Origin of the sequence: Bradyrhizobium sp. CCGUVB14 (assembly GCF_024199935.1) — a bacterium.
In the GTDB taxonomy this organism is placed as follows: domain Bacteria; phylum Pseudomonadota; class Alphaproteobacteria; order Rhizobiales; family Xanthobacteraceae; genus Bradyrhizobium.
This window is the reverse complement of sequence record NZ_JANADS010000001.1, coordinates 3,773,166-3,795,602: the sequence shown is the minus strand read 5'-3', so window position 1 is coordinate 3,795,602 and position 22,437 is coordinate 3,773,166. Positions and strand designations below refer to the sequence as shown.

General features: G+C 65.3%; 22 protein-coding genes. 11 read left to right on the top strand and 11 right to left on the bottom strand.

Annotation, left to right across the window (positions count from 1 at the left end; genetic code table 11):
• The first annotated feature begins 8 nt into the window (after positions 1-8).
• The 3 genes from NLM32_RS17525 (at position 9) to NLM32_RS17515 (ending at position 2,679) form a co-directional block, all read left to right on the top strand.
• Positions 9-884 carry an alpha/beta fold hydrolase gene (locus NLM32_RS17525; RefSeq protein ID WP_254130179.1) on the top strand — a complete coding sequence of 292 codons (876 nt, stop codon included), beginning with the start codon at positions 9-11 and terminating at the stop codon, positions 882-884.
• 27 nt (positions 885-911) lie between these two features.
• Complete coding sequence (locus NLM32_RS17520) at positions 912-2,093, top strand: MFS transporter (protein WP_254130178.1); 1,182 nt, start codon at positions 912-914, stop codon at positions 2,091-2,093.
• A gap of 79 nt (positions 2,094-2,172) precedes the next feature.
• Positions 2,173-2,679 (top strand): DUF1993 family protein, encoded by a 507-nt coding sequence (locus tag NLM32_RS17515; protein ID WP_254130177.1) that lies wholly within the window; start codon positions 2,173-2,175, stop codon positions 2,677-2,679.
• Between the two features lie 3 nt (positions 2,680-2,682).
• On the opposite strand, the gene NLM32_RS17510 is transcribed toward NLM32_RS17515, so the two are convergent.
• Positions 2,683-3,513, bottom strand: a complete 831-nt coding sequence (locus tag NLM32_RS17510) for an MBL fold metallo-hydrolase (protein WP_254130176.1) — start codon at positions 3,511-3,513, stop codon at positions 2,683-2,685.
• A 94-nt stretch (positions 3,514-3,607) separates the two neighbouring features.
• On the opposite strand from NLM32_RS17510, the gene NLM32_RS17505 reads away from it, so the two are divergent.
• On the top strand, positions 3,608-4,501 hold the full coding sequence (locus tag NLM32_RS17505) for a LysR family transcriptional regulator (RefSeq protein WP_254130175.1): 894 nt from the start codon (positions 3,608-3,610) through the stop codon (positions 4,499-4,501).
• Positions 4,502-4,509: 8 nt separating this feature from the next.
• Here the strand turns inward: NLM32_RS17505 and NLM32_RS17500 are convergent, their stop codons facing one another.
• Genes NLM32_RS17500 through NLM32_RS17485 form a run of 4 tightly spaced genes read right to left on the bottom strand, consistent with a single transcriptional unit; the run spans position 4,510 to position 9,368 of the window.
• The gene (locus NLM32_RS17500; RefSeq protein WP_254130174.1) at positions 4,510-5,274 is read right to left on the bottom strand and encodes a hypothetical protein; all 765 of its coding nucleotides are present in this window, start codon (positions 5,272-5,274) and stop codon (positions 4,510-4,512) included.
• Position 5,275: 1 nt separating this feature from the next.
• A complete protein-coding gene (locus NLM32_RS17495; RefSeq protein WP_254135337.1) occupies positions 5,276-5,470 on the bottom strand; it encodes a hypothetical protein in 195 nt (64 codons plus the stop codon).
• Positions 5,470-5,928 (bottom strand): hypothetical protein, encoded by a 459-nt coding sequence (locus NLM32_RS17490; RefSeq protein WP_254130173.1) that lies wholly within the window; start codon positions 5,926-5,928, stop codon positions 5,470-5,472. The genes NLM32_RS17495 and NLM32_RS17490 overlap by 1 nt, the downstream gene beginning before the upstream one ends.
• 20 nt (positions 5,929-5,948) lie before the next feature.
• Positions 5,949-9,368 carry a CHAT domain-containing protein gene (locus tag NLM32_RS17485; RefSeq protein ID WP_254130172.1) on the bottom strand — a complete coding sequence of 1,140 codons (3,420 nt, stop codon included), beginning with the start codon at positions 9,366-9,368 and terminating at the stop codon, positions 5,949-5,951.
• 450 nt (positions 9,369-9,818) lie between these two features.
• On the opposite strand from NLM32_RS17485, the gene NLM32_RS17480 reads away from it, so the two are divergent.
• The 4 genes from NLM32_RS17480 to NLM32_RS17465 are packed head-to-tail and all read left to right on the top strand — an operon-like array spanning position 9,819 to position 14,497.
• Positions 9,819-11,276 carry a DASS family sodium-coupled anion symporter gene (locus tag NLM32_RS17480; RefSeq protein WP_254130171.1) on the top strand — a complete coding sequence of 486 codons (1,458 nt, stop codon included), beginning with the start codon at positions 9,819-9,821 and terminating at the stop codon, positions 11,274-11,276.
• A gap of 35 nt (positions 11,277-11,311) precedes the next feature.
• Positions 11,312-12,589, top strand: a complete 1,278-nt coding sequence (locus tag NLM32_RS17475; RefSeq protein WP_254130170.1) for a CaiB/BaiF CoA-transferase family protein — start codon at positions 11,312-11,314, stop codon at positions 12,587-12,589.
• Positions 12,590-12,602: 13 nt separating this feature from the next.
• Positions 12,603-13,436, top strand: coding sequence for a citryl-CoA lyase (locus tag NLM32_RS17470; protein WP_254130169.1), 834 nt, complete (start codon positions 12,603-12,605; stop codon positions 13,434-13,436).
• A complete protein-coding gene (locus NLM32_RS17465) occupies positions 13,433-14,497 on the top strand; it encodes an amidohydrolase (protein ID WP_254130168.1) in 1,065 nt (354 codons plus the stop codon). Before NLM32_RS17470 ends, NLM32_RS17465 begins: the two co-directional genes overlap by 4 nt.
• On the opposite strand, the gene NLM32_RS17460 is transcribed toward NLM32_RS17465, so the two are convergent.
• Positions 14,451-15,449: a LysR family transcriptional regulator gene (locus tag NLM32_RS17460; RefSeq protein ID WP_254130167.1), complete on the bottom strand. Its 999-nt coding sequence runs from the start codon at positions 15,447-15,449 to the stop codon at positions 14,451-14,453. The two genes, NLM32_RS17465 and NLM32_RS17460, sit on opposite strands and share 47 nt — an antisense overlap.
• 130 nt (positions 15,450-15,579) lie before the next feature.
• On the opposite strand from NLM32_RS17460, the gene NLM32_RS17455 reads away from it, so the two are divergent.
• Together NLM32_RS17455 and NLM32_RS45830 are read left to right on the top strand one after the other, a co-directional pair.
• Positions 15,580-16,779, top strand: a complete 1,200-nt coding sequence (locus NLM32_RS17455; RefSeq protein WP_254130166.1) for an MFS transporter — start codon at positions 15,580-15,582, stop codon at positions 16,777-16,779.
• Positions 16,764-16,886 carry a hypothetical protein gene (locus tag NLM32_RS45830; RefSeq protein ID WP_256568264.1) on the top strand — a complete coding sequence of 41 codons (123 nt, stop codon included), beginning with the start codon at positions 16,764-16,766 and terminating at the stop codon, positions 16,884-16,886. The genes NLM32_RS17455 and NLM32_RS45830 overlap by 16 nt, the downstream gene beginning before the upstream one ends.
• Positions 16,887-16,902: 16 nt before the next feature.
• Here NLM32_RS45830 and NLM32_RS17450 read toward each other — a convergent pair whose 3' ends face one another.
• Complete coding sequence (locus NLM32_RS17450; RefSeq protein WP_254130165.1) at positions 16,903-17,664, bottom strand: hypothetical protein; 762 nt, start codon at positions 17,662-17,664, stop codon at positions 16,903-16,905.
• 15 nt (positions 17,665-17,679) lie between these two features.
• Entirely contained in the window at positions 17,680-17,868 is a 189-nt protein-coding gene (locus tag NLM32_RS17445; protein ID WP_254130164.1) for a hypothetical protein, read from the bottom strand.
• Positions 17,869-18,119: 251 nt separating this feature from the next.
• On the opposite strand from NLM32_RS17445, the gene NLM32_RS17440 reads away from it, so the two are divergent.
• The gene (locus NLM32_RS17440; protein WP_254130163.1) at positions 18,120-19,097 is read left to right on the top strand and encodes a DUF2336 domain-containing protein; all 978 of its coding nucleotides are present in this window, start codon (positions 18,120-18,122) and stop codon (positions 19,095-19,097) included.
• 70 nt (positions 19,098-19,167) lie between these two features.
• Here the strand turns inward: NLM32_RS17440 and NLM32_RS17435 are convergent, their stop codons facing one another.
• From NLM32_RS17435 to NLM32_RS17425, 3 genes are all read right to left on the bottom strand, one after another.
• A complete protein-coding gene (locus tag NLM32_RS17435; RefSeq protein ID WP_254135336.1) occupies positions 19,168-19,512 on the bottom strand; it encodes a DUF1491 family protein in 345 nt (114 codons plus the stop codon).
• A gap of 63 nt (positions 19,513-19,575) precedes the next feature.
• Positions 19,576-20,289 (bottom strand): peptidoglycan-binding protein, encoded by a 714-nt coding sequence (locus tag NLM32_RS17430; RefSeq protein ID WP_254130162.1) that lies wholly within the window; start codon positions 20,287-20,289, stop codon positions 19,576-19,578.
• Positions 20,282-22,138, bottom strand: a complete 1,857-nt coding sequence (locus NLM32_RS17425) for a PAS domain-containing sensor histidine kinase (RefSeq protein WP_254130161.1) — start codon at positions 22,136-22,138, stop codon at positions 20,282-20,284. The genes NLM32_RS17430 and NLM32_RS17425 overlap by 8 nt, the downstream gene beginning before the upstream one ends.
• Between the last annotated feature and the right edge of the window lie 299 nt (positions 22,139-22,437).

The following is a 22,437-nucleotide window of genomic DNA, read 5'->3' as shown; positions in this document are numbered from 1 at the left end:
GAAGCCACATGCCCCACCCGACGCTCCACCGCACCGTCACAGTGAACGGCCGCAAGGTGTTTTACCGCGAAGCCGGAGACCCAGCCTCCCCGACCATCCTGCTGCTGCACGGCCTGCCGACCTCCAGCCAGATGTTTCGCGACCTGATGCCGGCGCTCGCCGACCGCTTCCATCTCATCGCGCCCGACTACATCGGCTTTGGCCATTCCGACGCGCCATCCCGGAACGAGTTCACCTACACCTTCGACAACCTCGCCGCACATGTCGCCGGCCTCGTCGATGCGCTCGGGCTCACCTCCTATATCCTCTACATGCAGGACTATGGTGGCCCCATCGGCTTCCGCCTGTTCACGCAGCGGCCCGAGCAGGTGAAGGGCTTCATCATCCAGAACGCCAACGCCTACATGGAAGGCGTCGGCGAAGCGCCCAAGAAAGTGCTGCTGCCGCTGTGGGAGAACCGGAACGCCGAGACTGAGAAGCCCGCGCGGGACTTCGTCAGTATCGAGGGCACCAAGTTTCATTGGCTCGTCGGCGCGAAGAATCCCGAAGCCGTTAACCCCGACAACTGGATCCTCGACCAGGCGCTGCTCGATCGTCCGGGCACGCAGGATTACCAGGTCGATCTGCTCGAGAACTACAAGAGCAACATCGCGCTCTATCCCGACTGGCAGGCCGCTTTCCGCCGCTACCTGCCGAAGACCTTGATCGTCTGGGGCAAGCACGACCCGTTCTTCATCCCGCCGGGCGCGCGCGCTTATCTGAACGATCTGCCGGACGCAAAGCTGGTCTGGCTCGATAGCGGACACTTCGTGCTCGACGAAAATGTTGCGCAGGTCGCCTGCGAGATCAAGGCGCGGTTCGCGCCACAGCAGACCGCTGCCTGAACCATCCTCCCATCAAGGACAACAATCATGGACCGCCGCCTTCTCGTCCTCTCGATCGGCATGTTCGCGCTCGGCACCGACAGTTTCGTCGTGGCCGGCGTGCTTCCCGAAATCGCCAGGCATTTCGATGTCAGCATTGGAGCTGCCGGGCAAATGACCACGATCTACTCGGTGACGTTCGCACTGCTGTCGCCGACCATCGCCGCGCTCGCAGCTGGCGTCTCTCGCAAGACCATGCTGATCGCAGGCGCCGCCGTGTTCGTGCTTGCGAACCTCGCGACCGCGATCTCGCCGACCTTCACCATTGCGCTGCTGACCCGCGCACTGGCCGGCGTCGGCGCCGCGATGTTCTCACCCACCGCGACCGGCTCCGCCGCGATGCTGGTGCCGCCCGAGCGGCGCGGCTATGCACTCTCCATCGTTGTCGCCGGACTGACGCTTTCAACTGCACTGGGTTCGCCCACGGGCGCGGTGATCGGCGGCCTCGGCGACTGGCGCTACACGATGCTGTTCGTCGCCGCCCTCGGGACGGCCGCCGGCCTCGGTGTCTGGGCGTTCCTGACCGACGTGCCGCTGCCACCAGCCGTCTCGCTCTCCAAGCGCCTCGCGCCGTTGGCCGACTCCCGCATTCTGCTGACGCTTGCGACGACGCTGGTTAATCTCAGCGGCATCTTTACGGTCTACACCTACTTTGCCGTCGCCTTCGACCGCGCCATCGGCAACGACGCGCTCGTGCTGGGCACCCTGCTCGTGCTCTGGGGCGCGGGCGGCACGGTCGCCAACCTCGCCTTCGGCCGGTTGATCGACCGCATTGGCTCGCGCATGGTCATCCTGTCGACGCTGGTCGTGCTCGCCATCGTCAGCGCGACCATGCCATGGACCAGCGCCAGACTGTGGACCGCAATCCCCGTCGTCGCGATCTGGGGCGCTGCGGGTTGGGGCCTCTTGGTGCCGCAGCAATATCGCCTCGTTGCGCTGGCACCGTCGATCGCGCCCGTTCTCCTTGGGCTCAACACTGCCGGTTCGTTCTTCGGCATGTCTGCGGCAGGCTTGATCGGTGCGGCGGCCATCCCGCTCGTCGGTGCGCACTATCTCGGCTTTGTCGGCGCGGGCCTTGCTGTTTTGGCCTTCATCCTCGCCGAACTCGCGACGATGCGTATCGCTGCGGCGGAAACGTCCCGCACCGCGGCGTGCACCATGCCGGCGTAGCGATTACAAAAGCCAGCGGGGTCGGTGCCACGGGCATCGGCCCCTACGGCGTGACCGCGCAATGTCAGGGAAGATGCCCATGTATTACGACGTCGTTTCACAGTGCACGCAAAACCTTGCCAATCTCCTGAGCTGCCTCGACAAGGCCGAGCAGCATGCAGCCGCGAAGAAATTCGATGTGGCGGTGCTGATGAGCAGCCGCCTCGCGCCCGACATGCAGGACTTCACCTATCAGGTGCAAAGCGCCTGCAACTACGTCAAGGCCGCGGCCGCCTGGCTTTCGGGCCAGACACCGCCAAGGCACGAGGACAACGAACGCACCATCGACGAGCTGCGCGCCCGGATCAAGAAGACCATCGCGTTCGTGAAAAGTGTCCCCGAGGCGCAATATGCCAACGCGGGCGAGCAGAAGGTCAGCCTCTCCTGGGCTCCCGGCAAATTCCTCGGCGGCCGGGATTATTTCTTGCAGATGACGATCCCTAACACCTACTTCCACATCGCCATGGCCTACGCCATCCTGCGCCACAACGGCGTCGATATCGGCAAGCAGGATTTTCTCAAGCCGATCAATTTCGTTGAGGGCTAAACCTTACACGTGCCCACCACACCGGCAGTTCTCGTAGTCGACGGGATCATGGCTGTTGAAAATCGTCACGCGGTCGCCATGGCTCAATTTCAGCTCGCGCAGGCGCGCCTGGTTGGCAACACGGGCGGCGCGGTCCATGTCGACGCGGCGCTGGAAATAGCGGAGCACCAGCGGCGCGCGCGGTGAGGCGTCGAGCTGGGCGTGATGGAAATAGCTGTCGCCGGCATGCAGCAGCCATTTGTCGCCCGAGCGGACCGCGATGCCGCAATGGCCGAGCGTGTGGCCGGCAAGCGGGATCATCAGGATGTCCCCTTCCCGGTCGCCGAGCGCACGGACGCCCTTGAAGCCGAACCAGTCCTCGCCGGCCTCACCGTAGAAACTCCAGCTCGGCCCATGGCTCCACTGTCCCCCGACATAGCGCCCCTCGGGCGGCGCGGGCTTTCGCAACACCGCCATGTCGTATTCGGTGCGATGGACGTGGATCGCGGCGTGGGGAAAGTCGGGCACGCCGCCGGCGTGATCGCGGTCGAGATGCGTCAGCAGCACGTGGCGTACGTCATTGGGGGAGTAGCCGAGCGCCTTCACTTGCTGCACGGCCGTCTCCGCCGGATCGAGCTTTGGCGCGGTCTGCCGCAGCCAACGTTTCCCGAGCCGGTCGGGCGTGGCTATATCGCCGAGGCCGATGCCGGTGTCGACCAGAGCGAGGCCGTCACCGGTCTCGATCAGCAGGCAATGGCAGACCATGCGGGCGCGCTGGAACAGGCCGCCGGTGCCGTTCACCAGCCGCCGGCCCATCGGGCACATCGTGCCGGTGTTGAGATGATGAATCTTCATGGATGACGCTCGCCTGTTGTGAACGGGCCGTTCTTGTCATTTCCCGATCCATAGGTAAAATATCGAATATTGATAATATCTCTAGGCACATCCTATGGATATCCGCGAGCTTCGCTACTTCGCCGCCGTCTACCGCGAGCGCAGCCTCACGGCAGCCGCACGCAGCTGCTTCGTTTCGCAGCCGTCGATCTCAACCGCGATCACCAATCTGGAGGCCGAGCTCGGCACCACGCTGTTCATCCGGCACAAGAAGGGCGTCGCGCCCACCGCCTCGGCCGAGCAGTTTCACACCGTCGCCCGCCGCATCATCGACGAGGCCGATGCGGCGCGAAAGCTGTTCCGCAAACCGAGCACCAAGACCACGGTCACGCTCGGCCTGATGCGCACGCTCGACGTGCCCCGGACCATCGCGCTGTTGAAGCCGCTGACAGCGCGCAGCGATGTGGCGCTCCGGCTCGTAGGCCATGACGAACGCGCGGATGCCAGGATCATCTCGAAGAGCATGGTTGGGGATGACGAGCATTTCGTCCCGCTCTGGAGCGAGCGCTATGTCGCAGCGCTGCCGCCGTCGCATCCGCTGACGCTGAAGGACAAGCTCCGCGCCGCCGACCTCGTCGAATTCCCCATGATCGATCGCTGCCATTGCGAGCAGAGCGCGTTCTTCGGCCGCGCCGCACAACGACGTCCCTCCGCGGCGATCGCGCAATCGGAGGATTGGGCGATGGCGCTGGTCGCGGCCGGTATCGGCATCGCCATCGTCCCCGAGGGCGTGGCCAAGGGCCATCCGGATGTCGCGATCCGGGAGATCGAGGTGAAGGTCAGGCGCGAGGTCGGGCTCGCCTATCGCGCGTCAGTGCCGCTGGCAGACGCGTTGAAGGATTTTGTCGGGAAGCTGCGGAAGCAGAGATCCAAGCGCGATCGGAACGAACCACGCCCTGGTGCACGCAAGCCCGCCGGCCGCGAACGCCGATCGGGCCTGCGCGAATGAGGCCACGATTAGCCGAGCAAGCCCTTCAGGCCCGCATAAATCGAACCAACGGCCGTTACCGCGACACCCGCCAGCGGCCCCACAGTCTGCATCAGATCCTGAATCAGGCGGGCACGGCGGCGGAGCTGTTCCTCACCGACATGCTGTCCGAGCAGACGCGCCATCCTGAAGGCAAATGCGTTCGGCTTGCCTCCCTGGCTGAGCACGCGCGGCAGGACCTGGAAGATCACGACTCCCAGGATATTTCCCGAGATGAAGGCGAGCAGGATGCTCGCGCCGTATTCGAACACCTCCCGCCATTCGACCCACACCGTCGGCAGGATCGGAACGCCGTCGTGCAGTCCTGTCACCGTCAGCATCGCCTGGATGCTGACGCTGGCCAGCAGCAACGCCAGCACGAACGCTCCCAGCGCCGAGACCCTGTGCAGGGGATAGGCTGCGAACCCGAACAGCAGTGGGACCATGATCGACGCGATCCGGAGCGGGATCGGAGAGAGGTTGAAGGTGATGGTGATCAGAAAATGCGTGATCGTCAGCAGGATGGCCGGAACGATGACGTAGAGAAGGGCATGCGTCCCGAAATAGCGCAGCGGATTCTTGTACCGCTCGAGCCGGACATTGACCCGGTCGAGGTCGCGCCTGAGCCGGTCGAGCTCGGCAACGATATCCTCGATCTCCAGAAGCGTCGGTCGCACGACGCGCAAATCGCGCGAGCAGTGCTTACACGCTATGGCCTCGTCCTTGATCGTCTCGGCGCAGAACGGACACTCCATGTCAGCGCGACTTCCTGCGCCGCATGATGGCCTCGACCTCGTCTCTGGCCCGCGTCAGCTCATCGCGCAGCTGGTCCCGCTTGCGCAGGAGATCGTCGCGCTCCGCAATCAGCGTCGCAGGGACGGCGATGTCTCGCGCACAGGACGCACAAACCAGGGCGCTCTCCGCATTCTTCGCCTGGCAGTAGGGACACATCACTTGGGGGCGACCTTGAGGGTAAAAATGGCCGTACCCGGCCGTCCGTCACTGTCCTTGATGTCGACCCGCACGGTGTAATCGCCCGGCGGCAATTCCGCATCCTGCATGTTGATCCCGTCGGCCTGCACGAACGGCTTGACCCGGGCCGTCAGATCGACGTTCGGCGAGCGCAGGAAGATCACCTTGACGGAGTCCGGATCGATCTTGGCGCCCCCGAACGACTCGAACTTCAATTGGAGTTTCAAGGGAGATGCGACGGAATCACCGGGCGACACGAACTCCACCTTCGGACCGCGCAGGATACCGCGCCGGTCGGTCGTGACCGCCCCCTTCGGGGGCGGCAGCTTGGCCTCGTCTTCGGTGATCAATTGCGTTGCCCGCGACGTTCCCGAAAACAGGAGACCTGCCGCCAGAAGATTTGCCGCAACGAGCCCGAACAGGATATTCCGCGTCATCGTCCTTCCCATCTTCTCAATCATCGCACGCCGCCATCGCCGATGATGGTATACGGCGCCCAGAACAGCGGATGCGCATAGGCAAACTCGGTCTTGCCCTCGCCGTTCAGGTAACCGGGGCCGTCGGCCAGGGCCATCATCGCCTGCCGCAGCGCTTCGCTCCGCGACAGTTTTGGATCGTCCGCCTGCCGCTTGAACAGATCGGTCACCAGCTGTCGCGCGGATTGCGAATGCACCGACCAGTTCGTCACCAGCAGCGCGCGCGTCCCCGCGTAAAAGAAGGCACGACCAAGTCCGGATGCGGCCTCCGCGCCGGCGCCGGCGCCGGCACCGGTGTTGCAAGCCGACAGGATGACCCAGTCGGCATCGAGCTTGAGGCCGAGGATCTCCTCCATGGTCAGGAGGCCGTCGCCGCCCTCACCCGTCACCGTTGGCGAAGACAATGCGAGCGCCGGCTGGGTCAAACCGTTGAGCTCGCCCGGCACAAGGCCGTGGGTGGCAAATGCGAGGATCTTGAATCCGGAGAGGTTCATCGTCTTGACCGCGCTCTCGGTCGCGTTCTTACCGAGGAACAGCACCTTGGAAGGATCAGCCTGCAGCGCCAGCGCGATCGATTTGAGTTCGTCGGCCGTGTCGGGAAGGCGGGGCAAGAGGCCGAGTTCGGCGCTGTCGACGCCGTCGAGCTTCGGACTGTTGCGGCGCTTCAGCGGCATGCCGCGCGTGACGTTGCCGCCGACATCGGCGATCTGCACCTTTTCGCCGGCGCCTTCCGCCTCGGCCTGCTGATCCGTGTTGAAATAGGGATCGCCAAACGCCACGAGATCGCCGCGGCCGGGCTTGCCGGGCGGCAACTGCCGCAGCGTGCGCAAGGCGGCGGCCGAGGGGACCGTCGAGACGGCATGGGTTCGCGCAAGCCATGGCACGTTCCGATAGCCGACGAAGAGCGGATCCTCGTCCGCGGCCACCTCGGCGGGCGCCGTCGGCAACAGCGACAGCGGCAGCAGGCCGAGCGCGCCATTCGTGACCACGATCAAGTTCCTGGCCGGCTTCCATCCGCTCTCGACCGGCTTCAGCAACAGCTCGTAGAGCTCGTAGCCGAGCTTGAGATCAAACGGCGGAATGTCCGAGATCATCGCAGCCTGCGGCTCGAGCGCCTCGCGCAGCTTGCGGATCTTGGTCTCGACGTCGCCGATGCTGGCCTTGACGGCCGCGAACGCCACCGGCCCCGATTTCGGCACGGCCCAGACGAAGCTGCCATACTGCCCGAAATAGAACGACAGCATGGCCTCGTTCTCGGCCAGCGTCGCACGGATTTCGGCGACGGCCGGCGGCTTCGGCGAGACCAGATCGGCGTAGACCGGAAACTTCTGCTTGATCTCCTGGCGCGCCTTGTCGCGCTCGCCACGCAAGGCGACGATCGAGGCCTGGATCTGCTGCGCGCCCTTCTCGTCGCGCTCCGCCGAGGGAATGGCGAGAACGTTGGTGAGCGTGCCGAGCTGGGCGTTGACCTGCTTGGTGAGGTCCTGCTCCTTGCGCACGAGCTCGGCCAGCGCGGGATCCTTCGCCGCCGCACGCGCGCTGGAGGCGGCCAGCGCCTGCTGCACGGAGCGGCCGCGGATCGCGTCGGCCAGGCCAAACGTCTCCTCACCGATGCCGCTGCCGGTGCCTTCGGCCCGCGCCAGCAGCAGGAGGTAGCTCTCGACTATGTTCTGGAGCCGCTGGCTGCGCGCGGCCACGACGGTGGTGTTCTCGTCGTCGGCGTTCTCGTTTGCGTTCGCCATCATGATCGGGATGGCAGCCTTGAACTCCCGGATCGCGTCGGCATCGCGCCGCGCGCGCATCAAGCCGATTGCAAGCGTGCCGCGCGCCGACGCCGCATCGAAATGGTTCTCGCCGACCCGTCCGATCTGCTTCTTGACCAGTTGCTCGGCGGCGGCGATGCCGGCGTCGAGCTGGCCGGAATTGTAGAGCGCGAGAATGCGCGCCGGGTTGAGCTCGATGACCTGGCGGCGTTGCGGATCCCAATTGGCGACCGCCTTGTCGATCCGCGCAAACATGTCGCTGGCTTCGGCATTCTTGCGCTGGATGTTCAGGATGCCGGCAAGCTGCGAGAGCAGCTGCACGGTCGATTGCGAGTCGTCCGGCACGCCGACCGTCTTGTTGATCTCGAGCGCGACGCGGCCGAGCTGCTCGGCTTCGTCGTAACGGCCCTCGTCGACCAGGATTCCGGCCAATCCCATCACGTAGCGCGGCATGACCGGATTGTACTTGCCGGTGTCCTTCAGACGCGACAGCAGCGCCCGGCGCGCATCGACCTCCGCTTCGGCGAGCCTGCCCTGCCGGGCCTTCATGCGGGCCTCGCTCAAGACCATGTAGTCGATCGACTGCAAGACAACGGTTTCGGCGGGCGGATTTTCCGACTCCATCACGGCCTTCATGCCGGCGCGCTTGCGCTGCTCGGCCAGGCGATAGGAGGCTTCGGCTTCCTTGAATTGTCCGCGCGCCTCGAAGATCATGGCGCGGGTGCCCTCGATTTCCGCCTCCCAATTCTGCCCCATCCGCGCGTAGGAGGTGCGCCAGCCGGGAAGGCCGCTCGTGCGAGCCTCCTGGATGCCGGCCAAGCTGCGGCGCAGATAGCCCTCGGCTTGCGGCACATCACCCATTTGAATGAGAATGCCGGCGATCGAGCGATTGGCGTTGAACAGATACCCCTTCGCGCCCGGCATGGTGGCGACCTCGCGCAACTGCCTTTGCATGATCTCGAGCGCGCGCTTTGGATCGCCATTGGCCGAATATTGGATGGCGGCGAGCTGGGTCAGCCGACCCATCATGGCCGCGCTGATCGCGCCGCGTCCCACCTCGACGGCCTTGTTGGCGTCAGCGATGGACTCGGCAAGCCGCCCGAGCTGGGAGCGCGCATTCGCACGATCGAAATAGAACTGGGCGAGATCCTCGCGGGACTCCTTGCCGGTGGGCGCCGAATCCGCGTCCTGCTTCAGCTCAGCGATCAGCTTTTCGTTCGGCTTTTCGCTGTCGAGGATCGCGGTGATGTCGGAGATGGTGCGCGGCGGCGCGATGAAATCCTTCGGCAGCGCGGTCCCCGGCGCCAGCTTGGGCGCCTCCTCCTTCGGCGCCTCGACGGCGACATTGGCGCGTCCGTTCGCGGCATTGAGCGCGGCGAGCACGCAGGCATGGACCTGCGGTTTGGCCTTGGCGCGACAGCCCTCGATATCGGCACCAGCCCTGCGGCCTCCCTGGGCCTGCATGCACGCCTGCACGATCGGCTTGCCGACGGTCATCCGGCAGTTCTCGATCGCCGCCTCCTTGGTCAGTGCGGCGGCGGATCCGCTCGATCCGAGCAGGATGGCAAGGGCGAGCAACTTTCGCAGGGGCGTGAAATTTCGACGGGCGTCAAGCGGCATCGCGGAATTGATGCTCATCTCAAAAGACCTTCGTGCAAATTGACTTGGTATAACGGCACAATCCTATCGCGATGGCTTGGGAGAACAAGCACCATTCGGAGCGGTTCGACCATTTGCTGAACCGCGCGGGCCGCGGCCGACACAGGTTCCCGGAACGCCCGCCCCGGTAGTGTATTAACATCATCCTCGCCAAGGTTGTTGGTGCGTCCGCGATCACGGCCGCTCGGGATGGCCGCTCGACCCGACGCCGAGACGGTCGCAACCGGATGCGTCGGCTCCGCAAGCCCGGCGGAGTGGAGCGCGCAAGTTCTCACGCGCGAACGCCGCACATTCCTGCCGGTTATGGTCTCCTGAAAACTTGCAATTGGACGCAGGTCCGGCGGCCAAGCTACTCGCATCCCCGAAGCACGGCTCCAAAACCGTGATGGCACCGATCCATCGCCGCATGCTTCGACAGGGAGAAAACTCGTGTCATCTCACGCTCACGCGGAGGCCGGCGCGCACGCGCCCCGATCGCTGGAGGCGATGCTGAGGGCGATCGGCGTTCCCCTCGCCGTCGTCGTCGCGGCCGCCATCTGGCTCAGCCCCACCCCGGAGACGCTGTCCTTGCAGGGCCACAAGGCGCTGGCGCTGTTCGGGGGCATTTTCGTGCTCTATCTGACCGAAGCGATACCGCTCGCGATCGCGAGCCTGATGGTCGTTCCGCTTGCGGTGCTGACCGGAACGGCCCCGCTGCGGACTGCGCTCGACGGCTTCTCCGCCTCGCCGGTGTATCTGATCGTCGGCGCCTTCATCCTCGCGACCGCAATGGTGAAGACGCGCCTTGCCGAGCGGATCACCTACATCATCCTGGCGCGCTTCGGCAGCGAGCCGACACGGATCACGCTCGGCGTGACGCTGGTCAATATCGCCCTCGCCTTCCTCGTGCCGTCGTCGACGGCGCGCACGGCAATCCTGCTGCCGGAATGCCTCAGCATCCTGACGATCTTCGGAGCCGGCGCGCGCTCGCCGTTTGCGATCAACCTGCTCCTCACCTTGACGATGACGAACGCGACGATCGGCGCCGGTGTGCTGACGGCCACGGTGCCGAATCCCGTCACGGTCGAGTTCGTCGCCAAGACGAGCGGCCACACCATCACCTATGCCGAATGGCTGCTCTATGGATTCCCGCCGGCGCTGGCGATGACCCTGTTCACCTGGTGGGTGATCCAGCGGGTGTTTCCGCCGGAATTCAAAGCCGGTCACGAGCAGGCCGACGCACGGATAACGCAGAATCTCGCCGCGATGGGCCGGATGACATCCGCCGAATGGCGCGCGCTGACCGTGTTCGTCCTTGTGACCTGCCTCTGGGCGACGCAGGGTCTGACCGGACTGGACACGACCGTCGTCTGCCTGATGGGGGCCTGCCTCCTGTTTCTGCCGCGCTTCGGCGTGATGGACTGGAACGATGCCAACAAAGGCGTCTCCTGGCAGGTGCTGCTGATTGCGGGCGGCGGCGTCTCGCTCGGCGACATTCTGCTGAAGACCGGCGCCGCCAACTGGCTGGCGAATTCGATCTTCCACGCGCTTGGCCTCGCCGGTGCCTCGGCGCTGGTCGTCATCGTGGTCGTGATGTTCATCGTGCAGTTCATGCATGTGATGTTCGTCGGCACGACCGCCATGGCGACCGCCCTGCTGCCGATCATCCTGGCAATGGCGACGACTGCGGGCGTCAACCCGGTCGCGCTGGCGCTGCCGGCCGGCATGATCATCGGCGGCTACCCGCTGCTGATGTTCTACAACACCCTGCCGAACATCCTCGTCTACGGCACCGGCCGGCTTCGCGTCGAGGACTTTCCGAAAGTCGGCGTGATCGTCTGCATCGTCGCCTGCCTGCTCTATGCGCTGTGCGCCGCGACCTGGTGGCACTGGCTCGGCCTCGTCTGAGCTCTCGAACAGTTTCGTCATCCGGAGGACACCACATGACATTGCCCCTCGCCGGCATTCGCATCCTCGATCTCTCCAACGTGCTGGCCGGTCCGTTCTGCGGCTATCAGCTTGCGCGTCTCGGCGCCGAGGTCATCAAGGTCGAGAATCCAAAGGGCGGCGATCTGGCGCGCCGGCTCGGCGCTGATCCGGCCATGGCGAAGAACCTGATGGGGCTGTCCTTCGTCGCGGTGAACGCGGACAAGCAATCCGTCGCGATCGATTTCAAGGCCGACGAGGGCAAGGAGATTTTCCTGCGCCTCGTCGAGACGGCGGACGTCGTGCTGGAGAATTTCCGCCCGAAGGTGATGGAGCGGCTGGGGCTCGGCTACGAGGTGCTCGCAAGGCGCAATCCGCGCATCGTCTATTGTGCGATCTCGGGCTTTGGACAGGACGGCCCCTGGGCGGGCCGGCCCGCTTACGATCAGATCGTCCAGGGATTGTCCGGCGTCATGAGCGTCACGGGCGACGCCGAGACCGCGCCCTTGCGCACCGGCTTTCCGATCGCCGACACCATTGCGGGCCTCACCGCATCGTTTGCGATCACGGCGGCGCTGGTCGAGCAGCGCCAGAGCGGGCGCGGGCGGAAGATCGACGTCTCGCTGCTCGAATCGACCCTGGCCGCCATGGGCTGGGTGGTTTCCAATCACCTCAACGGCAATGTCGATCCGCAGCCGATCGGCAACGAGAATTTCACGGCGGCTCCGTCCGGCACGTTTGCGACCGGCTCCGGGCCGCTCAACATCGCGGCCAACGAGCAGAAGCAGTATGAGGCGCTCTGCGACATCGTCGGAAAGCCCGAGCTGAAGTCCGATCCGCGGTTCAGCGAACGGCAGTCGCGCAAGGACTATCGCGTTGCCCTGAAGCGCGAGCTCGAAGCCGCCCTCGCCGCCAAATCCGCCGCCGAATGGGAGACGCTGTTCAACGCCAAGGGCGTTCCGGCGGGCTGTGTCCTGAGCGTGCCGGAGGTGCTGAAGGAAGAGCAGATCGTCGGCCGCAAATTCGTGGAGCATCTGAATGCGACAGTGACCGGCGGACAGACGATGCGGGTCACCCGACCCGGCTTCCGGCTCGAGACCGACTATCCGGAGCCGTCGCCACCACCGAGCCTCGGCCAGGACACCGAGAGATGGCTCAGGCAGCTCGGCTTCGCGGACGGCGAGATCGCAGCACTCGGCCAACGCGGCGTCGTCGCCTTCGACAACCGGCCGACGGTGAAAGAGACCGTCAAGATGCCGGACCTGAAGGCGCGCGCCGAAACTTCAAGCACGTAAGAGGACAGATTCCATGACCGATCAAGGCTCCGCAGACCTGCTGCAAAAGGCCACCCAATGGTGGTCGACCGACATCATCGACATGAAGCCCGGCGTGATCCGCTTCCGCGGCTTTCCGATCGAGCAGTTGATCGGCCGGGTGTCGTTTCCGCAGATGATATGGCTGATGCTGAGGGGCGATCTGCCCTCGCCCGAGCAAGGCGCGCTGTTGGAAGCAGCACTGGTCGCCGCCGTGGACCACGGTCCGCAGGCGCCGTCGATTGCGATCGGGCGGATGGCCGTGACATGCGGCCTTCCCCTCAACGGCGCGATGGCCTCGGCCATCAACGTGCTCGACGACATTCATGGTGGCGCCGGCGAACAATGCATGGAGCTGTACGCCGACATCGCGAAGCGCCAGGACGCGGGCGTCGAACTGACGACCGCTGTCGAACAGGGCCTCGACGCCTTCATCGCGGCGAACGGAAAGATCGTACCGGGGTTCGGGCATCGCTTTCATCCGCTCGATCCCCGCTCGCCGCGACTGCTCGCACTGGTCGACAGCGCGCGCACGAACGGGGTCGTGTCCGGCCGCTTCGCCGAGATCGGCCGCGGCGTCGAAGCGGCGATGCAGCAGCGCAAGGGCCGGACGATTCCGATGAACATCGACGGCGCTACCGCCGTGATCTATTCGGAGCTGGGCTTTGCACCTGCGCTGGGGCGCGGCCTGTTCATTCTCTCGCGCTCGGTCGGTATCCTTGCCCATGCGTGGGAGCAATCGCAGCAGGGCGGCCGCATCAAGGGCCCGATGCCGCCGGGCATCCCCTATCGCTACACCGGCCCCGCTCCGCGGGATTTCGCCAAGTGACGTCATCCCAAGTGACGTCATCCCAGGCAGCAGGCGGCAACTATCTCGCCGTGCGGCCTGATTGGCTGGCGCGCGGTGTCGAGGAGGCGCTCGAACCCGAGCTGCCGATCATCGACGCCCATCATCATCTCTGGGACCGGCCGAACTGGAGATATCTGTTCGACGAATATCACGCCGATATCGCAGCAAGCGGCCACATCATCACGGCCAGCGTTTTCATGCAGTGCCAGGCGATGTACCGCGCCGATGCCCCCGCCGCGATGCGCGTCGTCGGCGAGACCGAATTCGTCAACGGTGTCGCGGCCATGAGCGCGAGCGGCCAATACGGCCCGCGGCAGCTTTGTGCCGGGATCGTCGGCCATGCCGATCTGTGTCTCGGCGATCGGGTCGCTTCTGTGCTGGAGGCTCACGTCGCCGCGGCACCCGGACGATTCCGCGGCATCCGGCACATCACGGTGTGGGATGCCGACCGAAGCCTGATGAACCCGCTGAGCGCCGGCCCGCCCGGCTTGCTCGGCGACAGCACATTCCGCGCGGGCTTTGCGCGACTGGCACCCCTTGGGCTCGTGTTCGACGCGTGGCTGTTCCATCCGCAAATCGGCGAGCTGACCGCGCTTGCGCGTGCCTTTCCGCGGACGACGATCGTGCTCGATCATCTCGGCGGCATCGTGGGGATCGGCGCCTACAGGGACCAGCGCAAGGACATTTTCGCCGCATGGTCGCGTGCCATCCGCGAACTCGCAGCTTGCGACAATGTCTGCGTCAAGCTCGGCGGTCTCGGCATGCGCATCAACGGATTCGGCTTCGAGACCCATGACGTCCCGCCGTCCTCGGAAACGCTCGCCTCAGCCTGGCGTCCTTACATCGAGACTTGCATCGAGGTGTTCGGCGCGCAGCGATGCATGTTCGAAAGCAATTTTCCGGTCGACAAGGGCTCTTATGGATATGGCACCGTGTGGAATGCGTTCAAACGCCTGACGCGTCACGCCGGCCAGAGCGATCGCATGAACCTGTTCAGCGCGACTGCCGCGCGCGTTTATGGACTCGCTCCGTGCGGTTGACCACGATGGTCGGCTTGGCTGCCGCGCCATCCGTCATGCCAGGCAACGTGACCTGTTCGAGGAAGTCGCGCCCCTTGGATTTGAGCAGGCCGACGACGCGCTGCGCGGCGGGAGAGAGATAACCGTCGCGGCGGGTGACGAAGCCGAGCGGCCGACGCATTGTCGTGGTGTCGATCATCAACCGGTCGAGCTGGGTGCCCAGCCGAAGCGGATGCAGGTTTCGCGTCGACGTGAAGCTGAGCAGCGCCGTATCGGCGATCAGCTTCGGCAATGTCGTGATCGAGTTGGTCTCGATCTGGACATTGGGCGGCGGCAGGCCATGCGCCTCGAAGACGTTGTCGAGCCATTGCCGCATCGCCACGGTGCGGGCCGGCAGCACCCATTTCGCGGCGACGAGATCCTCGATCGCGAGCCGTTGGCCGCACAACGGATGGTCCTTTGCCGCGACGACGACGACGTCGTCCATGCCGAAGGCTTCGTGCGCGAATTCCTGCTCGTCGGAGGGAAGGATCGGACCGATGGCAACGTCGAGGATTCGTTCGCGAAGCGCCGCCCTAACCACGCCGCTCATGCCGATCTGCACTTCGATCGCAAGCCCAGGCGCATCCGCAATGATGGCGCGGCAGATCTGCGGCAGCAGGTACTCGCCCATCGTCGCGCCGCAGCCAATCCCGACGCGTCCGGCGGTGCCGGCGGCAAAATCAGTCACCTCACGCAGCGACTCCTCCATGGCCTCGCGCATGCGGCGCGCGCGTGCGAGCAGCACCTCGCCGACGCGCGTGAGGGTGATGCCGCGTCCGGTCCGCTCGAACAGATCGGCCCCGACTGCATCCTCAAGACGCTGGATGCATTTGGTCAGAGCGGGCTGGGTGCGTCCGAGCTTGTCGGCGGCCCGGCCCATATGGCCGAGATCAGCGATCACCTCGAAATAAGTGAGGTCGCGAAGGTCCACCTCTTCCTCCCGGTTATCGATTCCAAAACATTAGCGATTGGACCATCGTCCGCTCGGTCTGGCATGCCTGAACCTAACACAGCCGGGCTCCCCAGGGGTAACCGGCCTGGATGCATGGGAGGTTTGGCGCATGACCGAGATCACGGCCAATGGATCGTTCACGGACGGCAGTCCGGATGCAGCACTGCTCGCAAGCGCCATTTCCAAAAACACCTGGCGGCTGGTCCCGCTGCTGGGCCTCGCCTATCTCTTCAACTATCTCGACCGCACCAGCGTCGGCTTTGCTGCGCTGCAAATGAACAAGGATATCGGGCTGAGCGCCACGCAATTCGGCTGGGGCGCCGGCATCCTGTTCTTCAGCTACTGCCTGCTGGAAGTCCCCAGCAACATGATGATGTACCGGTTCGGCGCGCGGCGCTGGCTGGCACGCATCATGATCACCTGGGGCCTCGCTGCCGCTGCGACCGCGTTTGCGACGGGCCCCTACAGCTTCTATGTGATCCGCTTCCTCCTCGGTGTGTTCGAGGCCGGCTTCTTTCCAGGTGTGATCTGGTACATCTCGATCTGGTTTCCGGAAAAGAACCGCACCAGCGTGCTGGCCCTGTTCATGGCGGCAACGCCGCTCTCCTCGCTGCTCGGCAGTCCGATCTCGGCGGCCCTGCTCGGCATGGATGGTTTCTGGGGCTTTGCGGGCTGGCAATGGATGTTTCTGATCGAGGGACTTCCGGCCTGCGCGCTCGGTGTTCTCTGCCTGGTTCTGCTTGCCGATACGCCCGAGCAGGCCAGGTGGCTAACGCCGGCCGAGCGACACGCGCTCCTGTCCGCGCTTGCCGGCGACAAGCACGACAAGCCCAAGAAGGATCTGTGGGCCGCGATGAAAGACACGCGGGTGCTGATGCTCACCGCGATCACCTTCGCCTTCACGATCGGCTCCTACGGCATCGGCATCTGGCTGCCGCTGATCCTGAAAGGCCACGGCCTCAGCAACATGGAAGTCGGCTGGCTCTCGGCCATTCCCTACCTGTTCGCGACGATCGGCATGCTGCTCTGGGCACGTCTGGTCGATCGGAAAGGGCAGAAGATCTACAACCTCATGGCCGCGCTGATCCTCGGTGCCCTCGGCCTTGCGCTGTCCGTCGTCTTCACCTCGCTCATTCCGGCGCTCGCCTGCCTGACGCTGGCACTGGTCGGTACGATCTCCGCGCGGACGGTGTTCTACACCATCCCGCAGGGCTTCCTGACGGGTGCGCTGCGGCCGGCGGCATCGCGTTCATCAACTCCGTCGGTGCGTTCGGCGGCTTCGTCGGTCCCTACATGGTCGGCTTGCTGAAGGATACGACAGGCTCCTTCAACGCCGGCATGATCGGAATGGCCGTGATCCTGCTGGTCGCGACCGGCATTGCCGGCGCCCTCAGGCTGGTGACCCAGAGGATATGAGCGTGGCGATGCGCCGTTAGCCCTTCGACACCACCGCGCGGCCATAGGCCGGCTGCGACTGAACCGGGGGATTGGCGGTTTGCGCTGCGAGTTCGCCGATCAGCCGATCGGCATCCGCGGCCATGGCGTCGGGCGCCTGGATCACCAGACGCTCCAGGGCAAAGCGATAGGACGAGACGCGCTGCTCCAGCGACAGCTGCACCCACTGGATGATCAGCGAGTTCTCCTGCATGCGTGCGACGGCATCGTCCTTTTCCTGCGGCGACAGCGCCGAGACGCGCGCCATGCTGGCCTCGCGCTTCTTGTCGAGATCGATGACGCGGATGGCCGAGGCAAAGAACGGTTCAAAACGCGTGATGTCGTTGCGCACGTCCTCGATCAGCTGCGCATAGCGTGAAGAATGCGAGCGATGCGGTTCGTCGATCAGCGTGCGCCCGTACATGGTGCGGTCGAACACGATCTTCTGGCGCCACGGCGACGGCAGGGCCTTGTAGTCGCCGAACACGCTCTTCCAGGCCGGGCGCGACAGCGGAGGCTCGATCATGGGATAGGCGAGGTCGCGAAGCTGGCGCTCCTCGTCGGTCAATTGGAATTGCGAAGCCTTGAGGCCGAGGCTACCCGTGGCCTCGAGGCCGAGCCAGCGATGCATGTCGTCGCTGCGCATGTCGGCACGGGTCCGTCCGAAATCGCCGCCGCTGCAGCCGGCAAGCGTCGCGCCCACCGCTGCGAACAGGATGGCCGATACGATCGTGCGAATCTGGCGGATGAATTCCGGCATTGCAAAAGCCGGAGCCTAGCGGCGACGACGACGGCGCCCCGGCGCTGTGCCCGCTTCCGGTCCGCGATCGCCGCTGGTTTCGTCCGCGTCGCGCTCGATGCGGATGACGGGAAGGATCAAAATCGTCCCCATGTCCGCGCGCGGTGTGACATCCCCCGACGAGCCCACCCGGCGACCGGCCGGAAATTCGATGATGGTCCCCATGTCAGCTCTCTCAATTGCCGCGCGACAAAATGCGCCCCTGCAACATGGGGGTCATTAGGATCAGTTTATGGTTAACGGGATGTAAACAAAGGTTTCGGACCGTAGCCGCACGGGCCGGCCCGTGCGTCCCGCGGCGACACGAAACGGCTGAAATGAGCGGGTTTGCTTCACACTTCGTTTTCCTTAAGGAGCCTTTAAAGGAACCCCTGATAGGCTGAGGCAACAGTCTTTTCCAAGTTGCGTACGCCTCCATGACCAAGTCGCTGTTTCCCGGATTCGACGGGCTGATGACACTCTCCCGCCGCGAGGGCGTCGACGTTCGCCCGACGCTGCTGCGGGTGCTGACCGACCTCTATGTCCAGGCGCCCACCCACAGCGAGGACGAGCAGCGGCAGTTCATCGAGCTCGCCACGCGGCTGATCGACCAGGTCGACGATGCGACGCGCGCCTCCGTCAAGGCGAAGCTTGCGATCTATCCGCAGACGCCGGTCCCGGTGCTGCAGAAGCTCGGGCTGGTCGCGGCGCAAGAAGGCCGCAGGGTGCCGCTCGCACGCGAGATCCCGCGTGCCGCCATCGCCCCCTCGCCTGCCCGCACACCGACCGACGCGGAAGCGCGCATGGCCGCCAACATGGCGATGCAGCCGAAGGAAGCGGCCGAGATCCACGACATGTTCTTCGGCGCCGATGCGAGCCAGCGCGCGCTGATCCTGCACAATCTGGCGCAAACGCCGCTGAAGGCCGCGCCGCGGATTCCGAGCGTGCACACCAGGCGCGCGATCCAGATCCTGGAGATGGCGGCGATCGCGGGCGATATCGAGAGTTTCACCTACGAACTCGGCGATACCCTGATCCTGCCCTCGCGGGTCGCAGCGCAGATCGTCGACGATGCCGGCGGCGAGGCACTTGCAGTGGCCGCCCGCGCACTCGACATGCCGAGCCCGAACTTCCAGCGCATCCTCTTGTTCTTCAAGCCGGCGATCGGCAATTCGGTGGATTCGGTCTACCGGCTGTCGCGGCTCTACGACCGCCTCAGCGACCGCTCCGCGCTGGTGATGCTCGCCGCCTGGCGCGGCTCGACGCTCGCCGTCACGCGCGCAAAGTACCAGCCGTCGCTGCATGACAGCGAGCGGCAGCGCGCCCGCGGCGCAGCCGGCCAGTCACGGCCGGGCGTGCAGCCCGGGTCGAGCCCGGCGGTGCGGACGGGCTCAGGCGGATCGTCGGAGCGGTAACGCTCGCCTTCAGTGCAAAATTGCTGCGCAATGTTGTCACGAGTTCCTCGCAATGACGGTGAGGCGGCAGTTACGTTTTCGCCAACTCGAGGAAATGCCGTCCTGCGCGGTCCTCGGTTTCCACGATCCAGGCATCCGGGTCGAAGCGGAGCTCCTTGGTCAGGCGCTCTTCCACGGCAGGCTCAGGTACCGGCTGCGGCGCGATCGGTACGAAGAGCCGATCGACCGGCCGCCCCTCGTCATAGACGGTCTGCGGCGCCGGCGTGTAGAGCATCGCGTTGCCGTCGAGCAGCGACACCTTCACGAACACAGCCCCCGCCTCCTCGGCACCGCGACGGCGCACGGCGCCGAACACGCCCTCGGTCTGGCACCGGCGCAGGTAGGCTGAGACCCAGATGTTTGATTTCAAACGCATGCGTGCACGATAGGCCAGCGCTGCAAGCAGCACCAGCCTTCAGGCTTCAAGACGCGATGACGTTTATTCGACGGGGTGGCCGATCGCGGCGGCGAGCTCACGCAGCAGGCGGTCCGACACCTGGCCGGTGACGGGCATCTTGTGCTGGCGCTCGAAGGTCTGGATCGCCGACTGGGTCTCGCCGCTCATCGTGCCCGTGATCTTCAAATTCCCATAGCCGTATTCGGACAGCGCGCGCTGCACGCCGGCGAGGCGACGCGCCGCCGGGCTCTGCTGCGTCGGGATCGGCGCCGGCGGACGTGCGACGGCCACCGCGGACGGTGCCGGCGTGGGTGTCGTGGCCTTGATGACCAGATTGGTCATGGGATCGCCCGCGCGCGGCGGCGTCGAGGCCGTCGTCTCGGCGGGCTTCTCCGGCACCTTCTCGGCCGGTTTCGGCTCGACGCGAAACTCGGTTGCTTTCGGCTCGAGCGGCGACGTATCGGCCCCGACAGGACGCGGACGCGGCATGGGATTGGAGAGCGGCACCGACGACGGCGCGGGAAGATTGATCACGGTGCCGAACATCGGCGCCGGGTGCCGGCCGGTCTGGAGGAACAGCGCATTGGCAACGATGGCGCTGATCGCGGCGACGGCGACGAGGCCGGCCAGCGTGTCCTTCGGGCTGTGCAAGAGCACGCGCAGCACGAGGTTGCGCTCGGTCTCGACGTCCACGACCGCGGCCTTGGCACCACGGCGGCGCGGAGCGGCTTCGTCCTTTGCAGGCTTTCTAGGCACTTTTCTTCACCAGAGCAGGTTGGTCCTGAGGTCGGTCTTGAATCTGTCGGTCTTGAGTCTCTTGGCGCAGCGCCGGCGTCAGCGTCGCGATCTTGCTCTCCGCCGGCTTGGCTTGCGGCGGCGTGTAGACCAGCGGCAGCTTGACGGTGACTGCGGTCCCCTCGCCGAGCTTGCTTTGTACCGTCAATTCGCCGAGATGCAACGCCACGAGGCTCTTCACGATGGAAAGGCCGAGGCCGGTGCCCTCGTGACGGCGCTCATAGGTCTTGCCGCATTGGAAGAACGGCGCGCCGATGCGCTTGAGATCGTCAGGCGCAATCCCGACGCCGGTATCGCTGATGCGCAGTGTGAGCTGCGAGGCGGATGCAGCGGCCGCCACGGTGACCTGGCCGCCGCGCTCGGTGAACTTGACGGCATTGGCGACGAGGTTGAGCACGATCTGCTTGAAGGCTCTGGGATCGCCGGTCATGACGGGCAGATCCTGCGGCGCGTCGGTGATGAGATCGATGCCGTTCTCGCGCGCCTTGAGCGCGAGCAGATTGCAGCAATGCATCAGCGAGGCGCGCGGTGCGAACGGCTCCGACGCAATCTCGAAATTGCCCGACTCCATCTTCGACATGTCGAGAATGCCGTTGACGACCGACAGCAGGTGCTGGCCGGAGGCGTTGATCAGCTCGGCATATTCCTTGCGCTGGGGCGCGCCCAGCATCAGGGTCTGCTCCTGCGCGATCATCTCGGAGAATCCGATGATGGCGTTGAGCGGCGTGCGCAGCTCGTGGCTCATGGTGGCGAGGAAGCGCGTCTTGGCGGCGTCGGCGGCTTCCGCCGCGCTGCGCGCCTGATCGAGCGCCTGCTCGGACAGCTTGCGATCGGTCACGTCGCGCATGACGCCGACGACTTCGGCCTCGCGCGTGAGATCGCCGCCCGGATGCTGATCGAGCGGCCGGCAGCGCATCTCGACCCAGATGAAATCGACCTGACCGCGCTCGGAACCATCGGGCTCCCGGCGCAGCCGGAACTCGACGCTGCGCACGTCGCCGCGCGCGGCATCGGACAGCGCAGTGAGATAGGCCGGGCGGTCGGCGACATGGACGCGATCGAACAGGCCATGGCCGAGCAGCTGCGCGACCGGCATGCCGAGCATGGCTTCGGCGGCCTGCGAGATGAATTGCACCGCGCCGTTGCGCTGATGCCGCGAGATCACGTCGCTCATGTTGCGCGCCAGCAGGCGATAGCGTTCCTCCTCGCGCGACAGCAACGTGACGCTGGTACGCGCGAGCGACTCGGCGCCGAAGGCAAGGCCCGCGGCATAGAGCGTCGCGGAAGCGACGCCGAACGCCATCATCGCGCTGCGCTCGGGGGCGCTGAGGTCGCCGGCCGGCAGCCAGCCGAGCTGAGTGACCAGGATCAACAGGCCCGCGCAGGACAACGCGAGCAGCGAGGCAAAGGCTGCGACGCGGCGCGAGGCCGACAGCGCGGCTTCGAGGGGAACCACGACCAGCCAGATCGCCGCGAATGATTCGATACCGCCGGTGGTGGCGGCGATCGCCATGATCAGGCCGGCGAGCGCCAGCGACGACAGCACATGGGCGCCTTCATAGCGGCCGGTGCGCGACAGGAACCAGGACAGCATGATCGGCGCGATCAGCCAGGCAAAGGCAGCGACCTCGATCGCGCTCGGCGCGCCACGCAGCACCAGATAGACAGGAAATGCGGCAAAGGCGGCCAGGCTTCCGAGAAGCCGCGGCGCCATGAAAGCCCGATGGCGCGCTCGCGTCAGCGCATCGTAACGCGCGGAGGGATGCAGCAGCGCATCGAGACAATCGCGGATGATACTCAAAACTGTCACGGGTCTCGCGCTTCGGCTCAATCGTCGTTGAAGACGTGCCGGAACGCCTCCTTGTCGTTGAGCCAACGTGTCAGAGCGACCTTAAACGAGTGCTAAGGCGATCCGGCCTGCGGCCCGACACCGCGTCATCGCGGAGATTTTTAGGCGATTTGGCGATGTCATCATCGCGGATGGTGAACACAGGGTTTCGCCGTCCCTTTCATGGTTTCGAATTGGTGGACGCGCGGGCGGCCGGAACACCAATGGCCCAGCCATCAATCGAAAATTTACGAGACCTCCAATCGGGAAGATTTTTGCGT